The sequence below is a fragment of the uncultured Acetobacteroides sp. genome, assembly GCF_963667355.2.
Taxonomy (GTDB): Bacteria; Bacteroidota; Bacteroidia; order Bacteroidales; family ZOR0009; genus Acetobacteroides.
On record NZ_OY763328.2, the window covers coordinates 2,855,106 to 2,872,186 of the forward strand.

At 43.5% G+C, this 17,081-nt stretch carries 10 protein-coding genes and 2 tRNA genes; 7 read left to right on the forward strand and 5 right to left on the reverse strand.

What is annotated here, in order from left to right; genetic code table 11:
• The first annotated feature begins 13 nt into the window (after positions 1-13).
• The 3 genes from ACHZA1_RS11755 (at position 14) to ACHZA1_RS11765 (ending at position 7,334) form a co-directional block, all read left to right on the forward strand.
• Positions 14-3,727, forward strand: a complete 3,714-nt coding sequence (locus tag ACHZA1_RS11755) for a DUF6443 domain-containing protein (RefSeq protein ID WP_320052074.1) — start codon at positions 14-16, stop codon at positions 3,725-3,727.
• The gene (locus tag ACHZA1_RS11760; protein WP_320052075.1) at positions 3,724-4,248 is read left to right on the forward strand and encodes a hypothetical protein; all 525 of its coding nucleotides are present in this window, start codon (positions 3,724-3,726) and stop codon (positions 4,246-4,248) included. Before ACHZA1_RS11755 ends, ACHZA1_RS11760 begins: the two co-directional genes overlap by 4 nt.
• A gap of 1,979 nt (positions 4,249-6,227) precedes the next feature.
• Positions 6,228-7,334 (forward strand): DUF4861 family protein, encoded by a 1,107-nt coding sequence (locus ACHZA1_RS11765; RefSeq protein WP_320052076.1) that lies wholly within the window; start codon positions 6,228-6,230, stop codon positions 7,332-7,334.
• Positions 7,335-7,534: 200 nt separating this feature from the next.
• Here ACHZA1_RS11765 and ACHZA1_RS11770 read toward each other — a convergent pair whose 3' ends face one another.
• The 3 genes from ACHZA1_RS11770 to ACHZA1_RS11780 form a co-directional block, all read right to left on the reverse strand.
• Complete coding sequence (locus ACHZA1_RS11770) at positions 7,535-8,041, reverse strand: RNA polymerase sigma factor (protein ID WP_320052077.1); 507 nt, start codon at positions 8,039-8,041, stop codon at positions 7,535-7,537.
• Positions 8,042-8,613: 572 nt separating this feature from the next.
• Positions 8,614-9,255 (reverse strand): O-methyltransferase, encoded by a 642-nt coding sequence (locus ACHZA1_RS11775; RefSeq protein ID WP_320052078.1) that lies wholly within the window; start codon positions 9,253-9,255, stop codon positions 8,614-8,616.
• Position 9,256: 1 nt separating this feature from the next.
• Entirely contained in the window at positions 9,257-10,477 is a 1,221-nt protein-coding gene (locus ACHZA1_RS11780; protein WP_320052079.1) for a pitrilysin family protein, read from the reverse strand.
• A gap of 218 nt (positions 10,478-10,695) precedes the next feature.
• Between ACHZA1_RS11780 and ACHZA1_RS11785 the strand changes: the two genes are divergently transcribed.
• The 3 genes from ACHZA1_RS11785 (at position 10,696) to ACHZA1_RS11795 (ending at position 11,853) form a co-directional block, all read left to right on the forward strand.
• A tRNA-Phe gene (locus tag ACHZA1_RS11785) sits at positions 10,696-10,771 on the forward strand.
• 77 nt (positions 10,772-10,848) lie between these two features.
• Positions 10,849-10,921 (forward strand) — tRNA-Phe (locus tag ACHZA1_RS11790).
• Between the two features lie 122 nt (positions 10,922-11,043).
• Complete coding sequence (locus tag ACHZA1_RS11795; protein WP_320052080.1) at positions 11,044-11,853, forward strand: M48 family metallopeptidase; 810 nt, start codon at positions 11,044-11,046, stop codon at positions 11,851-11,853.
• 706 nt (positions 11,854-12,559) lie between these two features.
• On the opposite strand, the gene ACHZA1_RS11800 is transcribed toward ACHZA1_RS11795, so the two are convergent.
• Positions 12,560-14,539 (reverse strand): OmpA family protein, encoded by a 1,980-nt coding sequence (locus ACHZA1_RS11800; protein ID WP_320052081.1) that lies wholly within the window; start codon positions 14,537-14,539, stop codon positions 12,560-12,562.
• Between the two features lie 69 nt (positions 14,540-14,608).
• Positions 14,609-15,808: a DUF4105 domain-containing protein gene (locus ACHZA1_RS11805; protein WP_320052082.1), complete on the reverse strand. Its 1,200-nt coding sequence runs from the start codon at positions 15,806-15,808 to the stop codon at positions 14,609-14,611.
• Between the two features lie 476 nt (positions 15,809-16,284).
• Here ACHZA1_RS11805 and ACHZA1_RS11810 point away from each other — a divergent pair, with 476 nt between their 5' ends.
• A complete protein-coding gene (locus tag ACHZA1_RS11810) occupies positions 16,285-16,737 on the forward strand; it encodes a hypothetical protein (protein WP_320052083.1) in 453 nt (150 codons plus the stop codon).
• Positions 16,738-17,081: the final 344 nt, after the last annotated feature.

Below are 17,081 nucleotides of genomic sequence, written 5' to 3' on the forward strand. Positions count from 1 at the left end.
AAATATTAAGTATATGACAACAAAGACTATAAAGCAAATTGGTTGGATAAGCCTGCTTATATTTTTGAGTATTACAGCTAATGCACAAATATATCCTACGTCGAACAAAAATTATGTATTAAGATTAGCACCTCTCGATTCCGTGAAAAGTATCGACGCGCTAAGATCTCTTCCAGTTCCTCGTCAGGGAGCTACTGTAAGTTATGTTGACGGGTTGGGGCGAACCGACCATACGGTTGCAGTTGCTGCTATCGATTCTTCAGAGACATATCTTGATCTAGTATCGTTTAATAGGTATGACGATATGGGGAGAGAGTCAATGCAGTTTTTGCCTTTTTCGCAGGATTCCCGAAAAGGAGAATATGTGGATAATATATTACAAAAACAGAGCAGCTTTTATTTATTCAGATACGGTGCAAGTGCTAAACCATATTCAGAGGTTCGTTACGATGGATCGCCATTAAATATCCCCGTAGAACAAAGTGCACCTGGAGACGGCCTTTCAATGGGTAATGGGCATACCGTTACCATGAAAAATGGGGTTAATGCCTCCAATGAGGTTCCAATTTGGGAACTTGATAATGCTGGTAAACCTAAAATATCACGTTACTATTCCCCAAATAACTTGCTTCGAATAGAAGCCAAAGATCCAGATGGAATTGTTAGCGTTACCTATAAAACCATTGATGGGCTTACTGTTCGATCGGTAAAAGATTACAACGGGCTTAATGCAACAACCGATTACGTATACGACGATTTGAATAGGCTTGTCTGGGTGCTGCCTCCCGAGTTTGTTAAAAGATATTTGGATTCTGGAGGTGCTGTTTCTTCTGGAGAGTTAAACGGTTCTAATGAGCTAAGCTCTCCTAGCAGTAGTACCTATAAGCTTATGCCAACGGCTAGCATGACTTTAAAGCCTGGATTTGTGGGGCAACCCGGATTTAGCGTTTCTTTTGGGACAGGTGACATATATGCCAACTACGCCTACAGCTACCGATACGACAACTTTGGTCGCATAGCCTGCAAAAAGCTACCCGGTGTTGACAGCATCTATATGGCATACGACAGCTACGATAGGCTTGCTGCAACACAAGATGGAAGCTTAAGGGCTAAAGGTAAATGGCTATACAGCAGGTACGATGATAAAAACAGGGTGGTAGAAACAGGTTTTGTTACCAATGGCATTACTAATCAGCTTGCCATGCAGGCAAAGCTGGATAACGTATATGGTAGCGGAGGCTACCCTCTATTCGATTCTCAGAATGGGGATGCATATACCACCAACAGCTACCCAAAGCCCGCCGATGGTACGCTCGAACCTATAAAGTACACCTTTTACGAAACGTACAACGTGCCTAGCTGCCCTAGCTACGATGTCACACTAAGCTATCGTAAGAAGGATGATGTGGTTGTAGGCCTTGCTACAGTTACCCGGTTTAAAAATTTAGGAACAAACGAATGGAATATTGCCGCCTCCTACTACGATAGGGAGGGGCATGTAATCCAATCGGTAGAAACGGGAATACTCGAAGCAGGCGTATCGAAAAAGCTAGTGCTTTCCACGCAGTACAATTTTGCGGGTGGTGTAACCAATACCCGTGAAACCCAGCAGGTGGCAGGGCTTACCAATACCCTAGAGAAACGCTTCGAGTACAACGACAACGGCTCGTTAAAGAATACCTATGTGAAGTTCAACTCAGGAGCGGAAGAGAATGTTGCCAGCTACACCTACGACAGGTTGGGTAATGTACGAGAAAAGGTATATGGGGGAACCTCGCAGAAGGATAGTTGCAAGTACGACATTAATGGTCGACTTATACAGGTTAATAGCCCCGACTATCAGAGCAGCACAAGTCTTTTTGCATATAGATTAGGTTTTGACAAACCTGACAAGGTAGGCTCCGCCGCACCTACCGCTCAGTACGGCGGTAGCATTAGCTCCATGGTATGGCGCAGCCAAAATACTGGTGGTGTAAAGCAGAAGAAGGGTTACGGCTTTAGTTACGATGGATTGGATAGGCTTAAAGCGACCAGCTATGGCGATGGCGAAACCCTTAGTGCAAAAGACTACTACGTTGAGCGAAACCTAAGCTACGACCTGAATGGCAACATTGCAGGGCTAACCCGAACCAACGGGAGCGGTGCGGCAAGCACCTACAGCAACAGCTATATAGGAAACATGCTGCGAAGCGTAAATAATGGTGCTGCATACTGCTACGATGCTAACGGAAATGCCACCACCGATGGTAAAAATGGGTATAAGCTAGCCTACAACGAGCTTAACCTACCAAGCACCGTTAGCACAAGTGCAGGTACCCTAGCAATTACCTATAAGTACGATGCCGATGCCGAAATGCTGCTAACCAAAACTCCTAACGGATACGTTCGCTACTACGTGGGCAGCATGGTGTACGAAAAGCAGACAAGTACCAGCGCCATCGCCTTTAGCCTTGCGCAGCATAGCGAAGGCGTTGTATTGGCGAGTGGGATATATAGCTACTACCTAAAGGATCATCTAGGCAACGTACGCGTGGTATTCCATAAGGCAGGCAATGGTACTCTGGTGGTCGATCAGGCAACCGACTACTACCCATTCGGTAAGTCGTTCGATAACGTTAACCCCAACATAAACCGCTACCTCTACAACGGCAAGGAGCTGCAGGACCAGATGGTCGGTAGCGTTCCCTTTGGCTACTATAACTTTGGTGCACGATTCTATGATCCGGAACTTGGATTGTGGCATTCGGTGGATAATGCTTCAGAAAAATTTAGCGGTTTATCACCATACAACTATTGTATGAACAATCCGCTTGTTTTCATAGATCCTGATGGAAATAATCCATTGTTAATTGCTGCTATAATTATTGGAGCTGCTGCAGGTGGTTATACTGGTCATAAGATAGCACATGCCAATGGATATAATTTTTCTAATTGGCAAACCTATGGTTATATGCTTGGAGGTGCTGTTATCGGTGGATTTTCAGGCTATGCTGGTGTTGCAATATCTACAGGCGGCTTTATGGCAAATACTATGGGGGCTATGTATAGTTCAATGTCTTATTCATTGGGGATGTCTATGTTAAGTGGAGGAAGGATGCAACCTAGTATTAGTCTTGGAGGCGCCTCCTACAATTTTGGAACACAGGATTGGGGATACATTGGGGAAAAAGGTAATAGTAAATTAGAAAATCTTGGCTATGGATTGGGGATGTTGGCTAATTTAAGTGATGTTGCTAATTTTACGGACTCCTTTACTCATTGGGAGGATAAAATGCGAGCGAAATATGAAAAGGGATATGGTGATGCAGTGTGCTATAAAGATGAAACTATAGGCAACAATATTGGTTTTGGATCAAAAGGGAACAGAACATCTTTTTCTGGACCAAATAATCCGTCGGGTCTGAATGCAATCGGAGATGTAGTCGATTATTATGGTCCTGTTCCTAATGGTACATTCTTAGAATATCCCGGGTTTATACATGATGTAAGTTATGCAAAGTTAGGAATTCAAGGAGCTAATGGATTATTTACATCACTTAGAGCTTTGCCTGCAGATATTCGTTTTATTTCGCAATCACTTTACTTAGGGACAAAACATTTATTCAGTAATCCATGGTTAAGTTTTCAAAGCGATTTAATAGGAATAGGATTAGGTGCAGCAGCTGCACCTAAAGCTATTATTTTGCCATCCCTGATTTACGGAACATGCAAAATTATAAAGAGATGATTCTACGATTATTTTTGATTACATTAATTGTAAGTATGACAGGCTGTATTTCAGCTGGAGATACGGTTATAAAATGTTATAGCAGACTTTATGTCAATGATAAAGTTATGATTAAAAGACTAAACTATTTCTGGGAAAGATATCCAGAAAATAGATTAGATAGTAGCATTATAAGTAAAATTCAACTAATTCACCATAAAATGTTTTCAGAATTCATTTTTATAGATACATCTTTTAACGGACATAACCAACAATATGTTTTTCAAAAGACAACTGTAAATAAGGATTATAAAAGGGATGAATGGTATATAAAATCAACTGACAATAGAATGATATTCATTGTGGATATTGCAAATAAAGGAGAATGGATAAATGGATTTAATTGTGATTTATGTTTAGTAAGAGTGCTTTTTATGAATAAAATAAATTTAAACTTTCGAAATTGGGAATTATCATCCGAAGAAAAAAAGGATGCTAAAGCTACTTTTGAAAAGGATGTTTTAGACAAATTGAAAATGTAATTTTAAGAAGCAATTAGTTTGTCAATTATAAACAAATCCATCACTAATAGTAGGTGTGATTTGCTGAGCGAAATTTAATCAGCGAAGTATGTTTGGCGAAATTTAGTTTATGCTGAGTTAACCTTGCTGAGAGAAGTTTAATCAGCGAACGAGGCTAGGCGGCATTTGTAATGCCGTCTGACATAAAAAGCGGTCTAAGACCGCAATAAAACGAAAGAGAAAGCCGCCTAGAGAAATCTGGGCGGCTTTTGTGCTATAGGGTGGAGATGTTTTTTGGGAAGAGTTAAGCAAAAAATAATCTATCAGCTGTCTGTTGTTATATTGCCGAGGTTTGCAATAACCTTATTGTAGCTTCATGCCTCGGCATCGCAGATAAAACCATTAAAACTGCAGGTGCAAATAGTAAAACCGCAGATTTCAGCTACAAAACCGCAGGTTGAAACATAAAAAAAGTTGTACCCACAATAAAACTGTCACTCCAAAGTATAAAAAAGTAGTCTCAAACACCTTTTTTGTTGCTGGTACAATAAAAAGGTTGTTTGTACCTTCGGCGGCATACTACCAGCATTGCCGTTGTAGTTTCAAACTATTTTTTGATCGCTGAAACTATTTTTTTTGTAGGTTGAAGTTCCTTTCTAAAGGAATGGAACTGCTTTTTTCATATTATAAACTACTTTTTCATTACCCTAAGCTACGGGAAAGTAGCATAGAGGGAGACAGAAGGGGCTACTTAAAGGAGGCACGGTATTAATGTTCTTACCCTATATGGTGGGGCTATTGTTCTACTAAAAGCATAGAAATTATATCTACGGATATGGGATGGTCGAGTAGTTATACGGTTGTGCCAAAATGACAGCGTTAGGGTAGCGGCTACACCGAACCTTGAGCGAAGAAGAGCGAACCTACACCGCCTGACAAGTTGGCAAACTGGCAGGCGGGCGGTATGAGGTTTAGTCGTATTTGCACCATTAGCGATATCTGGAAGAGAATTCGTGAAACCTAAAATTGCGCTTCAAACTTGAATCTTGGCAATAAGCAGAATGCCCTTATGGCGTTTTGTGTAGTATAAGCTGTCAACCTTTTTAGGACGAGATAAGTAAATCATTCATGGCCGTAAGCTAGGGTGTTGAGCAGGGATTTCGCCTTTAAGATTCTTGTTCTAGAAAAGGCCTTTATAAACCTCAGAATAAAAAGGTTTCCCATATTAGCTCGCTTAACAACGGCAGGCAAAAGTAGTATCACCAAACAACCTTCTTCCGTAGACACCATGGCGTAGCCATACCAGACTGGCACGAATCCCTGTTTGAGCGAGGTCGCCTCCACAATGTTCCTCAATGCTGTAACGGTCTTAGGGCTATTACCACATTTGAGGTAGCGCCATTCCTCCGCGACTGAGCGAGTTAATTCGTGCTAAGGGTTTTTGATCCTTTTTGCCCTACAAAAAGGATAGAAAAGAATAAAAGCTCGCGGCTAAAATCATAAGCAGCATTCAAGGCTTAGCTGAATTTTGTGCTTATATTTTTTTAAGCGAAATACCTAGGGTGTTGAGGGAGGTATGCATTGGGAAACAGAAATAATACTCAAGCAACATCGAAGGTGCCAAGTTTGGTTGGCCTCAGGTGTGTGATCATCTTACACTGTTCTGTTGGGTTGTACTCGTTCCTCTTTTTGCTACCTTGCATGGGCGGCACGGCTGCGTAGTTCTTGCAAGGTGGGAGGTTGGGGCAGAGCCCTAGTCGGTTGTAGGGACGCATACAAAGGGGGTAGCATCGGTAACGATGGCCATGCTTCCACCTGCCGAATTCCCACTAGGCCAGCCCAACCAGTTTGTTTCTGTAGCACGCTCACGCTACTTCCTCGATGTTGGCTACTATGGAGCAATGTCGTTAGCCGCTAGAATTTTTGGAGAGCAATAGGCCGATGCTCTAGACATCGGCAGTGAAAATAGTTTAACTGGAGACACGTTGAAATGTATGCGTATGAAGCTTAAAAATCTGTATCTACTAGTAGTGGCAGCGCTGCTAGCCTCCTGTGGCCGGCAGCTGCTGGTTACTGTCCAAAATCCAAGCGACCTGAAGCGTGAGAAGGAGACCGTAGAGGTTCCGTGGAGTACCATTCAGGCGAAGTACCCGTCGGCTACCTCGGTAGGTATTACCATCACCACCCCCAGTGGCGAGGTCACGGCTCATCAGCTTGTCGCCGGCGACTCTTCTAATGCCGATCTTCTCATTTTTCAGGTTGATGTTGCGCCACACTCGCAGACAACGTACACCATTCGGAAGCAGGCTTCACCCACGTTTGCCCCAACGGTGTTCGGACGTACCGTACCTGAGCGCATGGACGATTTTGCATGGGAGAATAACCGCATCGCCTTTCGCGTATATGGGCCTGCGCTCGAGGCTACCGGCGAGATTAGTAATGGCATCGATGTATGGGTAAAACGCACCGATAGCCTTATCATCAACAAGTGGTACAAGAGCGCCGATTACCACACCGACCATGGCGATGGGCTCGATTGTTACAAGGTAGGCCGCACGCTGGGCGCTGGGGCCATGGCTCCATGGATCGATGGCAAGTTGTGGCTGGGCAACAACTACACCTCGGCTAAGGTGCTGGCCAACGGGCCAATCCGCGTAAGCGTTTTGCTAACCTACAAGCCATTCGAAGTAAGCGGCGAGCAGGTGCAGGAGTCGCGTTTGATAACTCTCGATGCCAACTCAAACCTTAGCTGTATCCGTGAGCTCTACTCCAACAATATGGTTGGCAAGCAGGTTGCAGCGGGCATTATCTCGCGCGATGGGGGCGAGGTTAAGGGGGATGACGCCCTTGGCTGGTTGGCCTACTGGGAACCAATTAACGGGAGCAATGGCAACACAGCGCTTGCCGTCGTAATTCCTCGTAGTGATGTTCGGACGCTTGTCCAGCAGGGGCATCACCTCTGCACGGCCACCTACACCAAGCCGTTTTGCTACTATGCGGGTGCGTCGTGGAGCAAAGCAGGTTTCCGCAACTCAACCGAGTGGTTTGCCTACGTTGATACCTTTGCAAAGAAGTTAAGGTTGCCATTGGTTGTTAAAGTTAGGTAGATGCAACATTCACCTGAAGCGGTTGCTTCTTGTTGATGCCATCTCAATGCTTTTCCGATGCTTTGAGGATATTGTCGTGAAGCCAGTTTACGCACGTCTACCTGTATAGCGGCTAGTAGATGAAGTCCAAAGCACGGGAGGGCAGAAAGAATAGGCTGGTAAAGGAATGGGAGTGGGAGCCTCCCATTCCTTTGTTGATCTTAGTATTTATACTCAAAATCTTTAAGAGAACCCATCAGTTTTTGGCGAGAGAAGAATATACGGCTTTTAACTGTTCCAATCTTGAGGTTAAGCATTTCTGCAATCTCCTTATACTGGAACCCCGAATTATGCATCTGGAATGGTATTCTAAATTCATCTTCAAGCAGGTCTACCTTCTTGCTAATCTCGCTATGCGAAAACTCAGCCTCTGGATTAACCTGATCAGGTTTGCTATTCATCAAATACTGATTATCGCTAGTATCAAAGGTTGTGTTCTGCTTTATGTTTTTGCGGTAGTTGTTTATGAAGGTATTCTTCATAATGGTGAAGGTCCATGCTTTCAAATTGGTGTTGTCCTCAAACTTGTCTTTGTAGGTCAACGCCTTGAGGAATGTTTCTTGCAATAAGTCTTTTGCATCCTCTCTGTTTGCAGTGAGGCTGTACGCGAAGCGTTCAAGACTTGGCTCTAAGTTGAGCAATTGGGTACTAAATTCAGCTGCAGTCATGGATGTTGGTTTTTATTTAAACTAAATCAATATAACCGTTAGCAAATGTACATTTTCTTAAGAAAACATTTCTGCATACTCCCTATTTCCAATCCTCTTCTGAGAATTAGTCTAAATAACAACAGCCATGTTGAGCACGAAACCAAAGAATTAAATTCTTCGAATAAATTAATTCTAAATAAAAATTTGCCGCAGGGGGCTTTTGTCTCAAATTACAAATACACGGAGGGTGAATTCAATTTATTTAAGCTAATAAACGTTATTCATTTTATTTTCTCGAAAAATTGGTTGTGAGAAATAACTGTAAGAATTCTTTTACGAGTTGTATATCTATGACTTAACTGTTCAAGGGAGGGCTGTGTATTATTATTTTCTAGACAGTTTTAAAGCGCTATTGTTAGATGTGTTCGTATGCGAAAATAAGCCACGATGAGTTTGAGTGTGTGACGAGTTAAAGCAAAACGATGGAACCCTTAACAAATGCAAGGTTTTTGTTAAGCAGATATTTGAAACTTGATATTTTGCCAGATCCCAGTATTTTGAAGAAGGGGAGGTTACTTGATTAGGTGGAATTATACCATTCTAATTAGTGTCATTCCATCTCTGAAGGGCATAATTACGTTTTCAACCTGAGGATCGTCTTGTACCATTTGGTTAAATTCCATTATTCCCCTAGAGTAGTCGTCAGTTGGTGTAGGAGTTTCTACTACCTTGCCATCCCACAATACGTTGTCGGCTAGGATATACCCTTTAGGTTTAACCATCTGTTTAGCCATTTGGTAGTATTGTGGATATTCTCGCTTGTCGCCATCAATGAAAATAAGGTCGAATTTGATTTCTAGCGATGGGGCAAGATCGAGTGCAGAACCTATATGCTGTATAATTTTATCAGTCAAGTTGCTTTTTGCAATAAAGTCGGCAGCAAACTCTTCTAGTTCGTCGTTTATCTCAAAGGTGTGAAGAATGCCGTTTGGTGCAAGTCCTTTGGCAAGACAGATGGCAGAGTAGCCCGTAAATGTTCCAATTTCCAGAATCGCTTCAGGTGTTATCATGAAGCTGATCATCTCTAATATTTTTCCCTGCAAGTGTCCGGAGACCATGCGTGGTTGTAGTACCTGAAGGTGGGTCCTCCTATTCAATTCTGTTAGTATGGGGTCTTCTGGAGTCGTATGGTTGAGCATGTAACGCTCAACATCTATGTCTTTTGCTAGCATTTTAGTTGTATGTTAAGGACGAAAGGTTGTTTGCGTCAAATATCTCGTTGGCAATGTCTGTTAGTCTCTCGGAAGTTATGGCGTTGATTCGGGCCGCTATAGTTTCCATACTGTCGATGGTGTTGTAAACGAGAAGGCTTTTGGCATTGGTAAGCATAACCTGCTCGTTGCTTTCACCTGAAATAGCGAGTTGGCCTAGGACTTGCTTCTTTGCTTTGTGAAGTTGTAGCGTTCCTAGTTTATCATCTTGTAGTCGCTTTGTCTCCTTAAAAATTAGCGCATGGCTCTTATCAAAGTTAGCTTTGTCGGTGCCGAAATAAATGGTAAAGGTTCCTGTATCAGTATATGGGGTAAAAGATGCTTCCACGTTGTAGGTAAGACCGTATTTTTCGCGTAGTGCAAGGTTAAGGCGAGAGTTGGGGGCTGGACCTCCAAGAATATTGGTGAGGAGTAGAAGCGGAATGCGTTTCTCATCGGAGTAGGCATAACCGCGTTGGCCAATGACACAGTGTGTTTGGTAGGTGTTTTTCGAGATTGCCTTCGTAAATGGTTGGTAGGGTAGCACGCCATTTCTGACGTACTGCCTTGGGTTTGCCGGTATTCCTCCAAAATACTTTTCTACAATTTTAAGCGCTTTTTCGGGACGTATTTTGCCGATGCTAGAAAAGACCATTTGGTTGGTATTGTATGTTCGGGCTATGAAATCTAGAATATTTTTTCGGGTGAATCGCTTGAGTTGCTTCTTTGTGCCAAGAATGTTATGCCCGAGAGATGTTCCATTGAAGAGTAAATCTTCAAAGTCGTCAAATATAAGATCGGCAGGGCTATCCTTGTACGAGTTGATCTCGTCTAGGATAACCTCTTTTTCTTTCTCCAGTTCTTTAGGAGGGAAGATGGAATTGAAAACAATATCGGAGATGAGCTCCACTGCCTTTTCGAAGTCACCTTTTAGTATAGTTGCATGAACGGCCGTATCCTCTTTGGAGGTGTAAGCGTTTAATTCTCCACCAACATCCTCTAGTCTAGAGTTGATGTGAAAGGTTTTCCTTTTTTTTGTTCCTTTGAAAAGCACATGCTCAATAAAGTGAGCCAGCCCATGTTCGTTGGAGAGTTCATCGCGGGTTCCGGTGTTGATAACTAGGCCGCAATGGGCGACTGCCGAGTTATTGTATTGGTGTATGAAACGAATTCCGTTGGAAAGATGGAAAATCTGAATGTCCATAAGCGAAGTTTGAGCAAAGGTAGCAATATTAGCCTTAAAAGTAAGGCGCCGGCTTTAGCACCCATTTCTTTCGGTGGTTTTGCTGAGAGTATGCCTAATTCTGTAGCCTTGCTATGCGCTGGTTCTGTAAACGGGAAAAAAGCGATGCGGGTGTTGCAAAATTGAAAATTAGAAGTACCTTTGCATCGTCTTTGAAAGAAGGCTCATACAAAAGCGATGGTGCCATAGCTCAGTTGGTAGAGCAAAGGACTGAAAATCCTTGTGTCCCCGGTTCGATTCCTGGTGGCACCACCATCAAAGCGCAGCGAAAAGGTTGCGCTTTTGCTTTGAAGTGATTGGGGCGGTTTTGTGCTGGGCCATATAGATGTTAAGGTGCCATAGCTCAGTTGGTAGAGCAAAGGACTGAAAATCCTTGTGTCCCCGGTTCGATTCCTGGTGGCACCACAAGCCCAAACGAAAGTTTGGGCTTTTTTATTTTTCGTCCGTTAGCGACATTCCTTTATTCGGCTTATATTTGTTCCTGCCTGGTAAACACGTTCGAAGAAAATACTTTATTAATTCAACTCATGAAAAGACTACTTGTTTTCGCGGCAGCCGTAGGTATATTCGTTACGGCGTGTACGACGGTTCCGGTAACGGGTCGAAGGCAACTTTCGTTGGTGTCGTCTGGCGAAATGGTAACTCTTGGAGAGCAAAACTACAAACAAACACTGGAGCAGTCGAAACTGTCGACAAATAAGGTTCAAGTTGATCGGATTAGAAGGGTCGGCGGTCGCATTCAGAAGGCTGTGGAGCAGTATATGGCCGAGCATGGAATGGCCGGTCAGTTGGAGGGCTTTAAGTGGGAGTTCAACCTGATAGAGAATGATACCACCGTTAATGCTTGGTGCATGCCTGGCGGGAAGGTGGCCTTTTATACTGGTATCCTTCCCATATGCAAGGATGATAACGGTATTGCCGTAGTTATGGGGCATGAGATAGCCCATGCAATAGCCAACCATAGCGGTGAGCGCATGTCGCAGGCAATGGCGCTGGATTTGGGCGGGCAGGTGGGCTCTATTTTGCTGAGCGGCAAAACGCAGCAAACACAGCAGGCCTTTCAACTTCTTTACCCGATTGGGGCTCAGGTTGGCGTGATACTTCCCTACAGCCGTAGCCACGAGTTGGAGGCCGACAAGATGGGGCTAATCTTTATGGCCATGGCGGGCTACAACCCCGAAACGGCTGTTGCCTTTTGGGAGCGGATGGCCGCATCGAGCAGCGGTGGTAGGCCCCCTCAGTTCCTTTCGACGCACCCTGCCGAGCAGGCGCGTATCGACAGGATCCGGGCAGATCTTCCCGAAATCATGAAGTACTACACTCCCGCAAAAAAATAGCAGGCGCGCTGGTGGCGCGGATGGACGTTGAAAGAGGGTGCCTACGCAGTTGGGCATCCTCTTTTGCTTGCTGGCTGGTGCTGATGGAAGGTGTGCCTGCCTCAAACTACCATTGGGCGGTGGGGCGGCCTTATGGCAGGAGCCCATCCAATAACACTTCGTTAACGCGTGTTTCCGCGCTTCTGTAGGGGGCAAGTCTTCGCGCAAATGCACATCATAACTGCAGTTTGAGGCATTATTCGGTTCGAATGAATACTTCGCTTCTTGAGGATTCTTCCTTGTCTGAATTGATTGCAAGCGTAGTCCAATGCTGACACTTCAGGCCTGCAAGTCGGCAAGCGAAGGGATGGCTGAGGGTTCTTCTGCGTGTAAGTCTACGATTCGTGGGTGAAACGTCGGCTTACAGCTGTGCAAGTCGGATTTATTCATTTATATCATAGACTTGCATGCATGAAAGTGATAGATATAAAATTAAAACATAGACTTTCATGCGTGAAAGTCTTATGAATACAAAAGTAAAGTACACTTTCACGTATGAAAGTCTGGGACTAAGAGGGTACAAGAGTACTTTCACGTGCGGATATCCTCGAATTGGGCTGCGCAAGAGGTAATCCATCATCTTCAGCACAAACAGAAAGGAGGGTGCCCGCAATTCTGGCACCCTCCTAGTCTGTGTTTTTTCGTCCTCCTGGGAGGCAAGAAGATGTTACTCCTTGGCGATGTAGGTGGTGGAGATTACCTTGAACTCGGTGCGGCGGTTTAGCTGGTGGGCTACATCCTTCTTTTCATCGCTATCGAGTTTGGCAATGTTCTGGTCGTTTAGCACCATTCCTACAGCGAGGAAGGGATACTGTTTGGCAAGCTGCTCGTCGACAACCTTAGGTGCCGATGATGCATAGCCTTTTGCCCGCAATCTTTCGGTAGGAATACCTTTCTCAATTAGGTAGTCAACCGCTGCTTGGGCTCTATTTTGAGATAGCTTGTAGTTGTATTCTAATCCTCCACGGCTATCGGTGTGGCTACCCATCTCGATGATAATTGATGGGTTGTCGTTAAGCGTTTCGATGAGCAAGTCCAGTGCGGCGGTCGATTCCGGTTTGAGGTTCCACTTGTCGAAATCGTAAAATATGTTTGGCACTTCTATAGGCTTCTCGTACGAGGTTACCTCTATTGTGGGAAGATACTCCTTGCTTCCCTTTACGTCGAAGGTGTTGACCTTGTACTTGCCGTTTAGGTATCCCTTTTTGGTGGCGATGACGATGTAGTCGGTGTTGGGTTTCATCATAAACTTAAACGTACCATCACCGCCAGTTTGGGTGTTAACGGTGGAGCCGTCGTTGCCCAGCATCTTGACGATTGATCCTTCTAGGGGCTTTTTGTTTTTAGAATCAACAATTGCTCCTGCGATGTTGATGGCAATAGGGGGAAGGTGAAACATGTACACATCATCTTCTCCTTTGCCGCCAGGACGGCGAGAGGTAAAGTATCCAGTTTCTTTCCCGGGGAGGAATGTAATGCCAAAATCGTCAGACGAAGAGTTAATGGGGTAGCCCATATTCTCGACAACGTAGCTCGATCCTTGCTGTTTGGAGATGAAAATATCATATCCTCCCATTCCAGGGCGACCATTTGATGCGAAGTAAAGGGTCCCATCAGGGTGAATGTATGGAAACGCTTCGTTTCCTGCAGTGTTGATTTCTGCTCCTAAATTCTGGGGCTTTCCCCATTCGCCTTTATCGCTGTCGCGGGTAACCTTCCAAATGTCCAATCCACCCATGCCACCGCTTAGGTTTGATGCAAAGTAAAGCGTTTTTCCATCAGCAGAAAGCGAGGGGTGGGTTACTATTACGCTATCTGCGGCAATAGGAATTAGTATTGGGTTCCCGTAACGGGTACCTTCCATTTTTGCCACATAAATTTCGCAGCCCATTTGCTTGCGTTTGGCGATGCGCGCACGCGAAAAGTATATCTCCGAACCATCTTGGTTAAAGGTACACGTGGCTTCTTCAACATCGCTGTTGATGCCAGCGACTGGTTTTGGGTCAACCCATTTGTCTCGGTTGTCAAGTTCGCAGACGAAGATGTCTGAGAACTCTTCTCCAGTGGCGCTATGCGTGCTGATTCCAGTTGATGCAACGCGAGAGGATGAAAAGAAGAGTTTCTTGGGGTCGTTGGGGATTATGGCTGGCGAGAAATCGTTGGTTTTACCATTAATAAAAGGTAGTGGATCGACTACGTAGCTGGTTGGGTTTTTCTTCAGCTTCTGGGCTAACTCTACAGATTGAATCCCAATGCTAACCGCAGGGCTGTTAGGCTTTAGCTTCTTATACTCTTCGAAATTGCTAAGCGCCTTTTCGTAACTTTCGTTGATAAGCAGCACTTTGGCGTAGTTTAGAAAGAACTCAGGAGCCTTGTAGCCTTTTTCCTGTGCCTTTTCGTAGTATATCTCGGCTTGACGATATTGTCCTATGAGTCGATATGCTTCGGCCGTTTTGAAGAAAACTTCGCCACGGCTTTCCTTGGGTAGCAGCAGCACAAAATCACCATTGCGGTATGTCTTGATAGCCTCAGAGTAGGCACCTGCATTGAACAATGCGTTAGCCTTGTCAAGTGGGGCTTGTTGTCCGTGTGCTGATATACCTAAGCAAATCAGCATTAATACTACTACGGATGCTTTTCTAATCATAGTTTTACTGTTAGTGGCTATCTTTTTTCAAATATAGCGTGTAAGAGTTTAGATTCTGTGAGAAAGAGGTTATACAAATAATTTCTTTCTTGTACAGCTTGATTTCCCTGTTTCTTTGGGAACATAACGTTGAATGCCTATTTGAGCAGAGGTTACAACGATTGTAATAAAGACAGGTATAAGCGCTTTGTTAAATTCTTGAGGGAAGTTACCCCAAAAAATAAGGAGGAGTGCAGCAATAGCTCCTACCGAAAGAAAGTAGTAACGGGCAAACTTGCTAATGGCCTGTTTCCCTGCGGCACGAAACATTATGATGTTGAATGGCAATGCCCAGAGTAGGTTTAGGTTATTCCTTAGCGCAGTATGGTCTGTTGCGAAAGAGGTAAGCAGAAGCACTATGCCCAGTACTCCTAGTACAAAGTAGAATACCGAACTGAATATTCGTGAAAATTGTTTTGAGGAGAATCCTATTAGCGAAAGCGTAAGCATCGCAAAAAATATGGAGATTGGGGTAATAAAATTTATAGTTTCGAAGGGTTCCTTGATGTCGGTGAGCAGAGAACGAGTCTCGCTAGCCAGTTTTTCTCCATTTTTTAGGGTGCTTACTTCGACTAGCTGCCTCATGTATTCTGGAAGAAACATTTTCTCCCGATTGTCGGTAACCTTATCTCCAGGGAGACCAATTGCGAGGTCTATGCCTAAGCTAACCCAAGGGAAGTCTGTTAGAAACTGTCTAAGAAGCTGGCGGTAGGTTAGTTTAGAATAGCTGGTTTTGGCTTGGCTAAAAACAGTGCTGTCGGATAGTCCATCTTCAATGACATCCCTTATGCGAGTTGCACAGTTGTCATCTAAAAAGGCGTACCTGTAGAATCGATTTTCAGGTAGATAATTCTTTTCTAACAAGCCGATAATCTTCTTCTTTTGATCACTTGTTAGGTTAAGAACTTGTTCTGTCATTGCTCGCTGTTCCCAAAGGTAACTCTGGTAAACTTGGGAGTAGGTGTTTTTGGCAAGCATATAATCGAGGCGACCAGAAACAAACTTTAGGCCAAAATTGGGGGTGTCAAAATCGAAGGTGCCAAAGTTATAAACATCATCTACACCTTGCAGCGGATCTTGGATTCGAATGGCGCTGTGCCCAAAAAGTGAGTAAAGTTCGGTTCCTGGCGATACCGTTAACAGGCTTACTGTTATATTTCTATAGCTCTCTGCCTTGAGAAAAATACTTGAAAATAAAATACTTGCAATTAGTAAAAAACGTCTTGTCATTTCCATGAAGGTTTACTTCAAAAAAGCATTCTAAGATAGAGAAAGAATTAGGATATCCAGTACCTTGAAAAGGAGATAAAAACAAAAAAGCGCCCACTACTCCGCGGTCGCTTTTTTTTGTTAAGGTTTAGCTATAAGAAAGTTTGAAAGGTTTTGCTACCTAAACTTAAATATACATGACCAACAGCCAAATAACTTTTCATTAACTTATCTGCGTGCAAAGATATGATTTCTGTTTATTAATTAACTTTTTTAAGTAAAAAAAAGAAGTCGTAGTGTAAAAAATATTTTTTAAAAGAGTGTTGCATGATGTAATGAATAGAATTACAGTGGTATGTAGTCGCTTTATTTTTCTTGTGTCTGATCGTGTATTTTGTGCCGTATGGCATAAAATTCTTGTAATTGGAGGCGAATAACTTTACTTTTTAAAATCTGACAACAGGAAATGCTAGATTCGTAAAAAAAACAGAAAGAAAATGGCAAGTGAAAAGAACTATAACCCGCAAATGCATAGCGCTGAACATATACTGAATCAGGTTATGGTGAGACGGTTTGGAATATCGCGCTCGTTTAGCAACCATATAGAGAAGAAAAAGTCGAAATGCGATTATCATTTTGGGAGAAGTCTTACGCCTATCGAAGAACAGGGCATTAGCGACGAGGTAAACCGTATTATTCATATGGACCTAACGGTGTCGACTCGATTTATGGATAGGAAAGAGGCTGAAGCGCAATTTGATCTTTCCAGATTGCCAGAGGATGCTGGTGATCTGTTGCGCATCGTGGAGATAGGCGACTTTGATAGCTGCCCTTGCATAGGCCCTCATGTAGCATCGACCAAAGGAATTGGGACGTTTAGGCTTGTGTCGGCAGATTTTGAAAATGGAGTCCTGCGCATTCGATTTAAACTCGACAGACCTAACTCTTGATTCTTTTACGCATGTACGTTTATATTATATGGGGGTGGTTGTGGTAAAATGCATCAATTTGAGAAGAAGGTTTTAAATGTGAGGGGTTGTAAGTAAAAATGCATTTAAAAGCTTTAAGGGGCTATCTATTTATGGGGTTCCCCTTTTTAATTGAAATAGGCTAGTTTGTATGATGCATAAAATCAGTAATGTATTGTTTGTTTTAAAAAGTGCAATTATTGGAGCGAAATAGGGGGTGTTTAAGCAAAAAGATGTTTAATTGGCTTTGTGTTGCTTTTGTTAAATGGGGGTGTTGCGTAAAAAACACTAAAACATGGAGAATTTGGTTGAAAATTGACAGGGCT